The following is an 11,984-nucleotide window of genomic DNA, read 5'->3' as shown; positions in this document are numbered from 1 at the left end:
AGTACCCGATGACCGGGCACACCCACCAGCACGGCCACCAGCACGGGCAGCAGAACGCCCAGCAGCACGGCCACGACCACCACCAGCACGGGCACGACCACGGCCACGACGGCGACTTCGACTGGGACGCCCTCGCCGTCCACCTGGAGCGCGAGGCCGACCTCCAGTCCCCGGCCGTCACCGAGGCCGCGCACTGGCTGCGCGGACTGCTCGACGGCACCCCCGTCCAGCGGGTGCTCGACGTCGGCAGCGGACCCGGGGTGATCGCCGGACTGCTCGCTGACGCCTTCCCGTCCGCCGAGGTGGTGGCGGTCGACCAGTCGGCCGCCCTGCTGGAGCGGGCCCGGGTCCGTTCGGTCGGCCGCGTCGGCACCCGGCAGGCCGAACTTCCCGAGGACTTCGGCACCCTGGGCAGCGCCGAGCTGATCTGGTCCGGCAACGCGATCCACCATCTCGGCGACCAGCAGGCCGCGTTGACCGCCCTGGCCGGGACGCTGCGCCCCGGCGGCCTGCTGGCCGTCGCCGAGCGCGGCCTGCCCGCCCGGTACCTCCCGCGCGACCTCGGCCTCGGCCGTCCCGGTCTCCAGGCCCGGCTGGACGCGGCGCACGAGGAGGTGTTCGCGCAGATGCGCGAGGCCACGCCCGGCGCGGTCGCGGTGGTGGAGGACTGGCCGGCCATGCTGGCCGAGGCCGGACTCGTGCCGAGCGGCACCCGGACCTTCCTGGTCGACCGTCCGGCCCCGCTGGACACCGCGGCCCGCGAGTTCCTGCACGTCCAGCTCTCCCGCCGGCGCGAGCAGTTGGACACCCAGCTGGACGCGGAGGACCGGGCGGTCCTGGACGCCCTGCTGGACCGGGAGGCGCCCACCGGCATCCTGGCCCGGTCGGACGCCTTCTACCTGACCGCGATCACCGTCCACACCGCCCGGGCGGCCGCCGACCGCTAGCGATTCCTCGGCGGGGCCTTCGGGCGGTGCCTCACCGGTCGGGCTTGCGGTGCCGTCCGGTGCCCTTCCGCAGCAGCGGCACCGGAGTGTCCGCCTGCGGGAACACCGGCCCCGGCACGGCGTCCGCCCCGGGGCGGACGATCAACGGGCAGGCCTCGGCGTAGTTCTCGGCCACCGCGACCGGCTGCCAGGCGTGGCCGTCCCACTCGACCACGAGGCGCGGCACGTCCTGGAAGAGGTGCGCCGCGCGCCGGGGGCCGGGAGTGAGGGTGATCGCGTCCCTGGTCCCCGGCGCCCGGCGGCGGCGCGCCCGCTCGGCGTACCACTCGGCCAGCGGCTGCTCGGCCGGTGACCCCTCCTCGGCGTCCATCGTCCGCGCCTCCCTCGGGTGTCGGTCGGGGACGGCCAGTCTTGCGGATCCGTCCCCGGCCGGGCGATTCCACGATCGGGTGAAAACGCCTCCGGTGGAGGGGAATCAGAGTCCGGAGGAGAGCTTCAGGGTGACCGCGCCGGCGATGATCGCGGCGAAGGAGACCAGCTTGGGCAGGGTGATCCGCTCCTTGAAGATCAGCGCGCCGAACACCACCGTGCCGATCGAGCCGAGCCCCGTCCAGATCGTGTAGCCGACGCCCACGTCCAGGGTGCGCAGGGCGAGGCTCAGGGTGTAGATGCCGCCCGCGGCGGCGGTCAGGGTGAGTACGGAGGGCCAGAGGCGGGTGAAGCCCTTGGTGGCGTTGGTGCCGAGTGCGAAGACGATCTCGAAGACGACGGCGACTGCCAGGTAGGCCCAGGCCATGACGGTTCAACTCCTTGGTGGGGATGCCGGTGCGGAGGGTCGGAGAGCGATTCAGGCGGACGCGGACGCGGTCACGGGTGCGGGTGCGGCGGTCGGTGCGGAGGCGCCGCGGCTGCTCAGCCGGTCGGCGAGCTTGAGGCCGAGCACCCCGCCGATGACGAGGACGAAGGCGAGGGCCTTCCCGGCGTTCATCTCCTCGTCGAAGATCAGCGTGCCGAGGACGACCGTGCCGACCGAGCCGATGCCGGTCCACACGGTGTAGCCGACGCCGACGTCGAGGGTGCGCAGCGCGAGGCTGAGGAAGAAGATCCCGCCGGCGGCCGCGGCAGCCGTCAGCAGGGACGGGCCCAGTTCGGTGAAGCCATGGGTGGCGTTGGTGGCGAGGGCGAAGACGACCTCGAAGACGGCGGCGACGAGCAGGTGGATCCAGGCCATGGGACGAGCCCCCCGAGTAGTTGTTGCATGTATGTGCAAGCACTTTCTGCTGGGCAAGAGCATGCATGTACAAGTAAGCTTGTGTCAACCACCCAGCCCGGCAAGGGAGGACCCCCGTGCCCACCACCCCGTCCGACCCCGGCCCCGGCCCCGAGGTCACCCCGTCCGAGGCTCCCGACGGCGCGGCCGACGCCCGGATGTGGAACCGGCTCACCGCGCTGCACGCCCAGGTCGAGGGCCGGCTCGCCACCGTCCTGCAACGGCGGCACGGCCTCGGGCTCTCCGAGTACCGGGCCCTCGGCCTGCTCGCCGAGGCGCCCAAGTCCGAGCTGCGGATGCAGGAGCTCGCCACCGGCCTCGGTCTCAACCAGAGCTCCGTGACCCGGCTGGTCGCCCGCCTCGGTGCCGCCGACTTCACCTACCGGGACCTTTGCCCGGACGACAAGCGCGGCGTCTACACCGTGCTCACCGACGCCGGCCGGACCCGCCACCGGGAGGCCCGCGCCACCTACGAGGAGGCCCTCACCGGCGCCCTCGACGAGGCCGCCGTCGGTGCCCCCGAACTGGCTCCGCTGCTCGGCGCCGCGCGCGGCGCCCTGGGCTGAGCCCGGGCCGAGGCCGGCCCCCGCCGCCGCTCCGCCGCCCCGGAAACGCGGCTCGGCCGCCTCCCCCGCGAACGGGAGGGACGGCCGAGCGGTCGTGCCCTGCGCTACTGCTCCGTGCTTACTCCCCGCCGCCGAAGCGGGCGGACCAGGCGGCCAGGTCCTCGTCCGTGATCTTCGCGAACAGCACCGGCGGCACCGTGAACGGCGTCCCCGCCGGCACCGCGTCCAGCGCCCGGGCCCCGGCCGCGTCCACCCAGTCGAGAGTGCGCGCCGGAGCGTCGGCCGGCAGCGCGAACGCCTCGCGCATCGCCTGCGCCGCCGTCGGGACGAACGGCTCGGAGACCACCGCGTACAGGTGGATCAGGTTCATCGCCGTGCGCAGCGTCAGCGCCGCCGCCTCCGGGTCGGTCTTCACCTGGAGCCAGGGCGCCTTCTCGTCCAGGTAGGCGTTGCCCGCGCTCCACAGCGCGCGCAGACTCTGCGTCGCCTTGCGGAAGTTGAGCGCCTCCAGCTGGGTCTCGTAGTCGGCCAGCAGCTCCGCGATCTGCGCGCCCAGCCGCTCCTCGGCCTCGCCCGCCGCGTGCCCGGCGGGCACCTCGTCGCCGAACCGCTTGCGGCTGAACGTCAGCACCCGGTTGACGAAGTTGCCGAGGGTGTCGGCGAGGTCCTTGTTGACCACGGAGGCGAAGAGGTCCCAGGTGAAGCTGGAGTCGTCCGACTCGGGCGCGTGCGCCATCAGGAAGTAGCGCCAGTAGTCGGCGGGCAGCAGCTCCAGCGCGACGTCCGTGAAGATGCCCCGCTTCTGGCTGGTGGAGAACTTCCCGCCGTAGTAGGTCAGCCAGTTGAAGGCCTTGACGTAGTCGACCTTCTTCCACGGCCGGCGCGAGCCGAGGATCGTCGCCGGGAACATCACGGTGTGGAACGGGACGTTGTCCTTGGCCATGAACTCGGTGTAGCGGACGGTCTCGTCGGCCTCGTACCACCAGGACTTCCAGTCCCGCAGCTCGCCGGCCGGAGCCGCGTCCGACCACTCCTTGGTCGCGCCGATGTACTCGATCGGGGCATCGAACCAGACGTAGAAGACCTTGCCCGAGGCCGCCAGCTCCGGCCACACATCGGCCGGCACCGGCACGCCCCACTCCAGGTCGCGGGTGATCGCCCGGTCCTGGAGGCCCTCGGTCAGCCACTTGCGGGCGATCGAGGAGGCGAGCACCGGCCACTCGTCGGCGTGCGCGGCGACCCAGTCCTCCACCTGCCCGGTCAGCTTCGACTGGAGCAGGAACAGGTGCGTGGTCTCCCGCACCTCCAGGTCGGCGCTGCCGCTGATCGCCGAACGCGGCTCCAGCAGGTCGGTGGGGTCGAGCACCCGGGTGCAGTTCTCGCACTGGTCGCCGCGCGCCTTGTCGTAGCCGCAGTGCGGGCAGGTGCCGACGATGTAGCGGTCCGGCAGGAAGCGGCCGTCGGTGTTGGAGTACACCTGGCGGATCGCCCGCTCCTCGATGAAGCCGTTGGCGTGCAGCTCGCGCGCGATCTCCTGGGTGATCTCCCGGTTCTGCGGCGAGGAGCTGCGGCCGAAGTGGTCGAACGACAGCCGGAAGCCGTCGTACACCGCCTTCTGCTGCTCGTGCGCCCGCGCGCAGAACTCGGCCACCGGCAGCCCGGCCTCCTGCGCGGCCAGCTCGGCCGGCGTGCCGTGCTCGTCGGTCGCGCAGATGTAGAGAACGTCGTGGCCGCGCTGCCGCAGGTACCGCGAGTAGACGTCCGCAGGCAGCATGGACCCGACCATGTTGCCCAGGTGCTTGATACCGTTGATGTACGGAAGGGCGCTGGTGATCAGGTGCCGAGCCATCCTCGGATGCTCCGATTTCTCCCGCACGCACCCCTGTCCCGGAGTGCCGTGACAGGCGCAGGCTCTGGGCAGGCGGCGGGATCCGGGCACAGTCGCCGACTCCCGGTCGGCCGGCCAGAGCGACGTTCCACTGTGGGCTGCGCAATCCTATCCAAGCCGCCCCCACCCCTTCGCCCCCATTTCCCCGGGGCCCCCAAGCACCCCTACCCGCACAGGAAGTCGGACGGGCCGACTTCCTGCGCGGCCGTTGCCCCCTCGCGAGGTGCGAGGGGGCTACGGGAGGAGGGGGTTGCTAGGCGACGAAGTGGTCGAACTCGCCGGCCTTCACGCCGAGGACGAAGGCGGCCCACTTGCGGGGGGTGGTGCGGACGATGATGGCGTCGTTCTTGGGGTCGCGGAGTTCGACCATGCCGTTGACGGTGCGGATTTCGAGGGCGTCCTCGCCCTCGCCGCCGGGGGCGGCCTTCTGCCAGGTGGTGTCCATGGGGGTCGGGCTCCTTCGGGGTTCGGTCGGTGGGTCAGGCGTGGGTGAAGTGGTCGAACTCGCCGCGCTTGACGCCTTCGAGCCAGAGCGCGAACTTGGTGGGGGTGGTGGTGACGATCGATTCGGGGGCGTCGGACTCGCGGATCTCGACCAGCCCTTCGGCGTTGGTGGACACCTCTACCGAGTTCCCGCCGTCCTGTGAGCTGCTGGTCGACTTCTGCCAGGTGCGCGGCATGACTACCTTTCCAATTCCAGTCCGTGCTTGATGTGTTGGATCACTCCCCAGGAATCCCGTTCGGAGTCCGGGAGCGCGGACGTGCCCGCGCTCCCGGGGCCCAGCGCGAGTCGGCTGAGGGCGTCGAAACGACCCCGGAAGGTGTTGACCGTCTCGGGTTGGGCGTAGGAGATCGGAACTCCTGGCGTGTCGATGAGCACGGTCGAGAGGGTGCGTGCGGCCGGTTCGGTGATGAGGAAAGGACCGCTGTACGGCGGCGTCGCCCTGACGCTGAACGGGAAGACCTGGACCGTGACGTTGGGTTTCTCCGCCACGGCCAAGAGGTGGGCCAGCTGGTTCCGCATGACATGGCGCCCGGCGAACGCCATCAGTAGTGCGGCCTCGTGGACCACGAAGTGGAACACGGTCGAGGTGTCGAGGATCTGCTGGCGTTCGAGACGGAAACGGACCGTGTTGGCGATCTCCTCGGGCGAGAGCGGGGTCTCGCCGGTCCCGAACAGCTGGCGCATGTAGTCCTCGGTCTGGAGCATGCCCGGAATGAGGAAGGTCTCGTAATTGAGGTAGGCCGCCGTGGCCCAGTGTTCGAGCTCGGCCAGGTCGAGGGCGAAGTCGGGGACCTTCCGCTTGTGCCGGCTCCACCAGCCCTTGCCGTCGCTGGCTCCGATAGCGGCGAGTGTGCGGAGAAACTCCTCATCCGTGCAGCCATAAAAGGCTGCGAGCGATCGCAAGCGTTCCTCGTCGAGGCCGGTGCGGGCGGCTTCGATGTGGTTCAGCTGGGGACCACGGATCCCAATGTGGGCTGCCGCGACCTGGACCGGCACATCGGCATCCAGTCGGAGTCGGCGGATCTCGGTGCCGTACCGTCGCTGCCGCTCGCTGATGTGCGCTCGCAGGGCCAAAGTCCATTCCTTCCCGTGGCACCGGCAGTGTTGCGCGCACGGGTGGGTCCGCGCCAGCCGCTGAGGGCAGATCCGCAGGATCACCCATTCGTGTGGTTGCACTAATGAAGGCCTGAGCCTACCTTGAGTAGTGCACTGGTCACTGATGGTTGATCAGTTTCTCTCAACTGGACTGGAGACAGTCGATGTTGCTTCCACTCCTGCGCCCTCTCGACGCCGACCCCGACCGCGAATTTCGGGTCGATCTCTTCCCGCCCGCGAGCCTCGAAACGGTGGGGGTGGTGCGGCGGCTGTTGCGGGACATGCTGACGGCGACCGGCGCCGATCCGGACGGACCCTGCCTGATCCTCTCCGAACTCCTCGCGAACGCCCTGCTCCACGGCGACGGGGCACCCAGCGTCACGCTCGAACTCCGGTGCGGGCGCCTCTACATCGCGGTCACCGACGGATCGACCACCGCGCCCGCCAGGCCCGAGCCGGATGTGGCTCGAACGTGTGGGCGGGGGCTTGACCTCGTCGCCGCTTTGGCCGATGACTGGGGTGTGGAACTCATCGGGGTGTGCGGCAAGGCGGTCTGGGCCGTGGCGGCGGTCGATCGCTGATGGCCGTGGTGTTGCTGACGGGACTGTTGGTGTCGGTGGTCTTCGTCGGGGTGGTGGCGCAGATCATCGCGACCCGTCAGCCGAGGGAACGACGCACCGGCGGCGGGGACTTGGCGCCGCGGGAGGACGCACCCTAGCGCTCAGCCCGCGGCGAGCCGCTGCTCCAGCCGGCCCTTCGCGGCCGACCACTCCTCGCGCAGCATCGAGAAGTACGCGGTGTCCCGCCACACGCCGGTGGCGCGCCGCTTCTCGCGCCGGTGGACGCCCTCGAACTGCGCGCCCAGCCGCTGGATCGCGTTGCGCGAGCGGTCGTTGAGCGCGTCGGTCTTCCAGAACACCCGGCCCATGCCCAGGTCGTCGAAGGCGTGGGTGAGCAGCAGCAGCTTCGACTCGGTGTTGACGGCGGTGCGCCACACGGACCGCGCGTACCAGGTGCCGCCGATCTCGACGAGCTCGTCCCCCGCGTGGAACGCGTAGTAGCCGGTGACGCCGATTGCCCGCCCGCTCGCGAGCTCGATCACGGCGAACTTCACCGCGCTCCCGGCCGCCACCTCGCCGAGGCGGACGTCCAGCATCGCGCCCAACTCCTCCTCCGACGTGGGCGCGCTGAACGGGACCCAGCGCCACACCTCGGGGTCCGGGCCGACGGTGGCCCACAGGTCGGACAGGTGGCGGCGGTCCAGCGGCTCCAGTCGGACGTGGCGGCCGGTGAGGGTGGTGGGGGAGGGAAGCTTCGCGGTCATGATCGAAAGGTAACGCGTGACTGCACTAGATGCAATGGATTATTGCCTTAGTGCAAACATCCGAGACCAAGAGCAGGGCCCCGCGGGAGAACCCGCGGGGCCCTGCTCGGGAAGCCGTGAGGCCCAGCCGTGAGGCCTAGACGAACGAGTTGATCTGGATCGTCTCGTACCGGCCCGGGCCGACGCCGATGGCGGAGATCGGGGCGCCCGACATCTCCTCCAGCGCCTTCACGTACGCCTGGGCGTTCTTCGGCAGCTCGGCGAAGGTCTTCGCCCCGCTGATGTCCTCGGTCCAGCCGGGGAGGTTCTCGTAGATCGGCTTCGCGTGGTGGAAGTCCGACTGGTTGTACGGCAGCTCCTCGACGCGCTTGCCGTCGATCTCGTACGCGACGCAGACCGGGATCTGCTCCCAGCCGGTCAGCACGTCCAGCTTGGTGAGGAAGAAGTCGGTGAGGCCGTTGACCCGGGTCGCGTAGCGGGCGATCACCGCGTCGAACCAGCCGCAGCGGCGGTCACGGCCGGTGGTGACACCGCGCTCGCCGCCGATCCGGCGCAGCGCCTCGCCGTCCGCGTCGAGCAGCTCGGTCGGGAACGGGCCCGAGCCGACGCGGGTGGTGTACGCCTTCAGGATGCCGATGACCCGGTCGATCTTCGTCGGGCCGATGCCGGCACCGGTGCAGGCACCGCCGGCGGTCGGGTTCGACGAGGTGACGAACGGGTACGTGCCGTGGTCGACGTCCAGCAGGGTGCCCTGGCCGCCCTCCAGCAGGACGACCTTGTTCGCCTTCAGCGCCTCGTCCAGGACGAGCGTGGTGTCGGCCAGGAACGGGCGGAGCTTCTCGGCGTAGCCGAGGTACTCCTGGACCACCAGGTCGGCCGGGATGGCGCGGCGGTTGTAGAGCTTGACCAGCAGCTGGTTCTTGTCGTGCAGCGCCGCTTCGACCTTCTGGATCAGGATCGACTCGTCGAAGAGGTCCTGCACCCGGATGCCGACGCGGTTGATCTTGTCCGCGTAGGTCGGGCCGATGCCGCGGCCGGTGGTGCCGATCCGGCGCTTGCCGAGGAAGCGCTCGGTGACCTTGTCCAGGGTGCGGTGGTACGGCGTGATCAGGTGGGCGTTGCCCGAGATCAGCAGCTTGGAGGTGTCGATGCCGCGCTCGTCGAGCCCGCTGAGCTCGGAGAGCAGCACGCCCGGGTCGATCACGACGCCGTTGCCGATGACCGGCGTGACGTTCGGGCTGAGGATGCCGGAAGGCAGGAGGTGCAGCGCGTACTTCTGGTCGCCGATGACCACCGTGTGACCGGCGTTGTTGCCGCCCTGGTAGCGAACGACGTAGTCGACGGAGCCGCCGAGGAGGTCGGTCGCCTTCCCCTTGCCCTCGTCTCCCCACTGAGCGCCAACGAGCACGAGTGCCGGCACAGGCGTACACCCCTTCCGGTTGGGGCATCCTGCGTAGGCCGCAGTCTGCCCCGAGATAGACGAAGCCCCTGGCGCAATAGCGCAAGGGGCTCTTGCACCGAGAGATTACCTGAGGAAGGACCGGTTGTGTCGTCCCTGTCCACGCCCGCAACCGGCGGCCCGGAGCCGCTTCTCCTGCTCCTCGACCCGGCGGCCCGGCAGTCCGACGGGGAGTCGGTGCGGATCGCGAAGGACGTTCTCTCCGGTGGGACGGACGTCAAGGTGGCCTGTCCGGAGACGCCTTCCGAGCTCGATCGGGTGCTTTCGCACCGGGGTCGGAGGCGACCGGTGGTGATCGGTTCCGACCTCGCGCTGCAGCGGGTGCTCCAGGCGCTGTACCGCCAACGCGAGCTGGGCGCCGACCCGGTGGGCCTGGTCCCGGTCGGCCGGCCGGAGGAGCTGGCGGCGGCCCGGGCGCTCGGGGTGCCGGTCGCGCCGGTCGCGGCGGCGCGCGCGGTGCTGACCGGGACGGCCCGGAAGCTGGACCTGCTGGTCGACGACGGCGGCGGGGTGGCGCTCGGCGGGGTGCGGATCTCGGGCGGCGGGACGCGGCGTGCGGTGGGCCGTCCGGGCGGGTGGCGTTCGCTATGGGCGAAACTGGCTGCGGCCGAGCAGGCGACCGCACTCACCCCGGAGCCGACCGGGGTGCGCACGGGGCCGGAGGACGCGGGTGGGGCCGGCGGGAGCACCCGGACGGGCCGGGGCGGGCCCTCCGGCCGGGCGGAGCGGATCGAGCCGGCCCGCGGCGAGCACAGCGCCCGGCTGCGGGTCGAGGCCGACGGCCGGCTGCTCGCCGACGTCCACCGGCCGGTCCGGGTGGTCCAGGTGACCCTGCCCTCCGGCGCGGCCGCGGGCGAGGGCGTGATGGAGATCGTGGTCCGCGCGCCGGGCGCCCTGCTGCGCGCCCGGGCGGCCAGCATCTCGGTGGCGGGCCGGGGCTTCGGCTACGAGGCGGACGGCCGCGCGGTCGGCCCGGTGCGGGCCCGCACCTGGACGGTCCACGCCGGGTGCTGGGGCCTGCTGCTGCCCGTCACCCAGGACACCCCGTAGCTGGCCCTGAGTCACCCCCGCCCCGCCCCTGGGCCGTCCGTGCGGCGCGCGGCGCCGGGTGAGCAGGCTCACGTTGGGCGAACGGCGGACCAACGCCGGGCGAAGCGCCCGCCGCCCGCGGAACACGCCAACGGGCGCGAACCACAAGGGCAAGCGCGACGCCGCCGAATTCGGGTGCGCCGAAATCCGGGCCCGGTAAGGGGTTTTGTCTACGCGCGTTACCCGGAGCGGCCCGCGCGACAGCGGCCGCCCGGGGTCCGGAAGGCCGGGCCGACTGTCCTAGACTCGAAGGCGTGCCACGTGGTGACGGAAGACTCAACCACGATCTTCTTCCCGGTGAGAAAGGCCCCCAGGACGCTTGCGGCGTCTTCGGTGTCTGGGCTCCCGGCGAGGAGGTCGCCAAGCTCACGTTCTTCGGCCTTTACGCCCTGCAGCACCGCGGTCAGGAATCCGCGGGCATCGCAGTGAGCAATGGCTCCCAGATTCTCGTCTTCAAGGACATGGGACTCGTCTCCCAGGTCTTCGACGAGGCCTCCCTGGGGTCCTTGCACGGGCATATCGCCGTCGGACACGCCCGCTACTCGACCACCGGTTCCTCGGTCTGGGAGAACGCCCAGCCGACCTTCCGGGCGACCGTCCACGGTTCGCTGGCCCTCGGGCACAACGGAAACCTGGTGAACACCGCCGAACTGGCGGCCATGGTCGCCGAACTCCCCGGCGAGGAGCACGTCTCCCGCTCCGGGCGCTCGGCCGCGACCAACGACACCGACCTGGTGACCGCGCTGCTCGCCGGCCACCCGGACCTCTCCATCGAGGAGACGGCCAAGGTCGTCCTGCCCAAGGTCAAGGGCGCGTTCTCGCTCGTCTTCATGGACGAGAACACGCTCTACGCCGCCCGCGACCCGCAGGGCATCCGCCCGCTGGTCCTGGGCCGGCTGGAGCGCGGCTGGGTCGTCGCCTCCGAGACGGCGGCGCTGGACATCTGCGGCGCATCCTTCATCCGCGAGGTCGAGCCCGGCGAGCTCATCGCCATCGACGAGAACGGCATGCGGACCTCCCGGTTCGCCGAGGCCAAGCCCAAGGGCTGCGTCTTCGAGTACGTCTACCTCGCCCGCCCCGACACCTCCATCGCCGGCCGCAACGTGCACCTCTCCCGCGTGGAGATGGGCCGTCGCCTGGCCAAGGAGGCCCCGGTCGAGGCCGACCTGGTGATAGCGACGCCCGAGTCCGGCACCCCGGCCGCGATCGGCTACGCCGAGGCCAGCGGGATTCCCTACGGCTCCGGCCTGGTGAAGAACGCCTACGTGGGCCGCACCTTCATCCAGCCCAGCCAGACCATCCGCCAGCTCGGCATCCGGCTGAAGCTGAACCCGCTGCGCGAGGTCATCCAGGGCAAGCGGCTGGTCGTCGTGGACGACTCGATCGTCCGCGGCAACACCCAGCGCGCGCTGGTGAAGATGCTTCGCGAGGCGGGCGCGGCCGAGGTCCACATCCGGATCTCCTCCCCGCCGGTCAAGTGGCCGTGCTTCTTCGGCATCGACTTCGCGACCCGCGCGGAGCTGATCGCCAACGGCATGACCATCGAGGAGATCGGCCGCACCCTCGGCGCGGACTCGCTCTCGTACATCTCGATCGACGGCATGATCGAGGCCACCAAGCAGCCGAAGGACCGGCTCTGCCGGGCCTGCTTCGACGGCGAGTACCCGATGGAGCTGCCCGACCCGGCGCTGCTCGGCAAGCTCCTGCTGGAGGCCGAGATCAAGGGCGGCCAGCAGGCCCCCGCGGTCCGCGGCAAGCCGACCAGCGGCAGCGACCTGGACGGCGTCCAGTCGCTGCTCGGCGGGGCGGGCGCGGCCGACGCGCTGCGCCGCCCGTAAGAA

14 protein-coding genes are annotated in these 11,984 nt (G+C 71.1%); 5 read left to right on the top strand and 9 right to left on the bottom strand.

Annotation, left to right across the window (positions count from 1 at the left end; genetic code table 11):
* Positions 1-8: 8 nt before the first annotated feature.
* Positions 9-947 carry a class I SAM-dependent methyltransferase gene (locus tag IF01_RS0106290; protein ID WP_030392276.1) on the top strand — a complete coding sequence of 313 codons (939 nt, stop codon included), beginning with the start codon at positions 9-11 and terminating at the stop codon, positions 945-947.
* A gap of 31 nt (positions 948-978) precedes the next feature.
* Here the strand turns inward: IF01_RS0106290 and IF01_RS0106285 are convergent, their stop codons facing one another.
* The 3 genes from IF01_RS0106285 to IF01_RS0106275 form a co-directional block, all read right to left on the bottom strand.
* Entirely contained in the window at positions 979-1,317 is a 339-nt protein-coding gene (locus tag IF01_RS0106285) for a DUF6087 family protein (protein ID WP_030392275.1), read from the bottom strand.
* Positions 1,318-1,422: 105 nt separating this feature from the next.
* Positions 1,423-1,743, bottom strand: a complete 321-nt coding sequence (locus tag IF01_RS0106280; protein ID WP_030392274.1) for a DMT family transporter — start codon at positions 1,741-1,743, stop codon at positions 1,423-1,425.
* Positions 1,744-1,794: 51 nt separating this feature from the next.
* A complete protein-coding gene (locus IF01_RS0106275) occupies positions 1,795-2,178 on the bottom strand; it encodes a DMT family transporter (RefSeq protein WP_030392273.1) in 384 nt (127 codons plus the stop codon).
* A 116-nt stretch (positions 2,179-2,294) separates the two neighbouring features.
* On the opposite strand from IF01_RS0106275, the gene IF01_RS0106270 reads away from it, so the two are divergent.
* Entirely contained in the window at positions 2,295-2,783 is a 489-nt protein-coding gene (locus IF01_RS0106270; protein ID WP_341845476.1) for a MarR family winged helix-turn-helix transcriptional regulator, read from the top strand.
* A gap of 118 nt (positions 2,784-2,901) precedes the next feature.
* On the opposite strand, the gene metG is transcribed toward IF01_RS0106270, so the two are convergent.
* The 4 genes from metG to IF01_RS0106250 all read right to left on the bottom strand — a co-directional run bounded on the left by metG (position 2,902) and on the right by IF01_RS0106250 (position 6,250).
* Complete coding sequence (metG, locus tag IF01_RS0106265) at positions 2,902-4,632, bottom strand: methionine--tRNA ligase (protein WP_030392271.1); 1,731 nt, start codon at positions 4,630-4,632, stop codon at positions 2,902-2,904.
* A gap of 292 nt (positions 4,633-4,924) precedes the next feature.
* A complete protein-coding gene (locus IF01_RS0106260) occupies positions 4,925-5,116 on the bottom strand; it encodes a DUF397 domain-containing protein (protein ID WP_030392270.1) in 192 nt (63 codons plus the stop codon).
* A 34-nt stretch (positions 5,117-5,150) separates the two neighbouring features.
* On the bottom strand, positions 5,151-5,351 hold the full coding sequence (locus IF01_RS0106255) for a DUF397 domain-containing protein (protein ID WP_030392269.1): 201 nt from the start codon (positions 5,349-5,351) through the stop codon (positions 5,151-5,153).
* 2 nt (positions 5,352-5,353) lie between these two features.
* Complete coding sequence (locus IF01_RS0106250) at positions 5,354-6,250, bottom strand: helix-turn-helix domain-containing protein (protein ID WP_030392268.1); 897 nt, start codon at positions 6,248-6,250, stop codon at positions 5,354-5,356.
* Between the two features lie 185 nt (positions 6,251-6,435).
* Between IF01_RS0106250 and IF01_RS43600 the strand changes: the two genes are divergently transcribed.
* Positions 6,436-6,852: an ATP-binding protein gene (locus IF01_RS43600; protein WP_051754978.1), complete on the top strand. Its 417-nt coding sequence runs from the start codon at positions 6,436-6,438 to the stop codon at positions 6,850-6,852.
* A gap of 140 nt (positions 6,853-6,992) precedes the next feature.
* On the opposite strand, the gene IF01_RS0106235 is transcribed toward IF01_RS43600, so the two are convergent.
* Entirely contained in the window at positions 6,993-7,595 is a 603-nt protein-coding gene (locus IF01_RS0106235; RefSeq protein ID WP_030392266.1) for a GNAT family N-acetyltransferase, read from the bottom strand.
* A gap of 136 nt (positions 7,596-7,731) precedes the next feature.
* A complete protein-coding gene (locus IF01_RS0106230) occupies positions 7,732-9,015 on the bottom strand; it encodes an adenylosuccinate synthase (RefSeq protein ID WP_030392265.1) in 1,284 nt (427 codons plus the stop codon).
* Positions 9,016-9,342: 327 nt separating this feature from the next.
* Here IF01_RS0106230 and IF01_RS0106225 point away from each other — a divergent pair, with 327 nt between their 5' ends.
* On the top strand, positions 9,343-10,104 hold the full coding sequence (locus tag IF01_RS0106225; protein WP_244215451.1) for a diacylglycerol kinase: 762 nt from the start codon (positions 9,343-9,345) through the stop codon (positions 10,102-10,104).
* A 293-nt stretch (positions 10,105-10,397) separates the two neighbouring features.
* On the top strand, positions 10,398-11,981 hold the full coding sequence (gene purF, locus IF01_RS0106220) for an amidophosphoribosyltransferase (protein ID WP_030306023.1): 1,584 nt from the start codon (positions 10,398-10,400) through the stop codon (positions 11,979-11,981).
* The last annotated feature ends 3 nt before the right edge of the window (positions 11,982-11,984 follow it).

It is taken from the genome of Kitasatospora purpeofusca, from assembly GCF_000718025.1.
In the GTDB taxonomy this organism is placed as follows: domain Bacteria; phylum Actinomycetota; class Actinomycetes; order Streptomycetales; family Streptomycetaceae; genus Kitasatospora; species Kitasatospora purpeofusca.
The sequence above is the reverse complement of the archived record's forward strand: the minus strand, read 5'-3'. Positions and strand labels throughout refer to the sequence as shown.

What these genes read in the sequence shown, in the direction of transcription:
- IF01_RS0106290 (WP_030392276.1), top strand. Translation starts at nt 9, where the DNA reads ATGACCGGGCACACCCACCAGCACGGCCACCAGCACGGGCAGCAGAAC.
- IF01_RS0106285 (WP_030392275.1), bottom strand. Translation starts at nt 1,317, where the DNA reads ATGGACGCCGAGGAGGGGTCACCGGCCGAGCAGCCGCTGGCCGAGTGG.
- IF01_RS0106280 (WP_030392274.1), bottom strand. Translation starts at nt 1,743, where the DNA reads ATGGCCTGGGCCTACCTGGCAGTCGCCGTCGTCTTCGAGATCGTCTTC.
- IF01_RS0106275 (WP_030392273.1), bottom strand. Translation starts at nt 2,178, where the DNA reads ATGGCCTGGATCCACCTGCTCGTCGCCGCCGTCTTCGAGGTCGTCTTC.
- metG (WP_030392271.1), bottom strand. Translation starts at nt 4,632, where the DNA reads ATGGCTCGGCACCTGATCACCAGCGCCCTTCCGTACATCAACGGTATC.
- IF01_RS0106260 (WP_030392270.1), bottom strand. Translation starts at nt 5,116, where the DNA reads ATGGACACCACCTGGCAGAAGGCCGCCCCCGGCGGCGAGGGCGAGGAC.
- IF01_RS0106255 (WP_030392269.1), bottom strand. Translation starts at nt 5,351, where the DNA reads ATGCCGCGCACCTGGCAGAAGTCGACCAGCAGCTCACAGGACGGCGGG.
- IF01_RS43600 (WP_051754978.1), top strand. Translation starts at nt 6,436, where the DNA reads ATGTTGCTTCCACTCCTGCGCCCTCTCGACGCCGACCCCGACCGCGAA.
- IF01_RS0106235 (WP_030392266.1), bottom strand. Translation starts at nt 7,595, where the DNA reads ATGACCGCGAAGCTTCCCTCCCCCACCACCCTCACCGGCCGCCACGTC.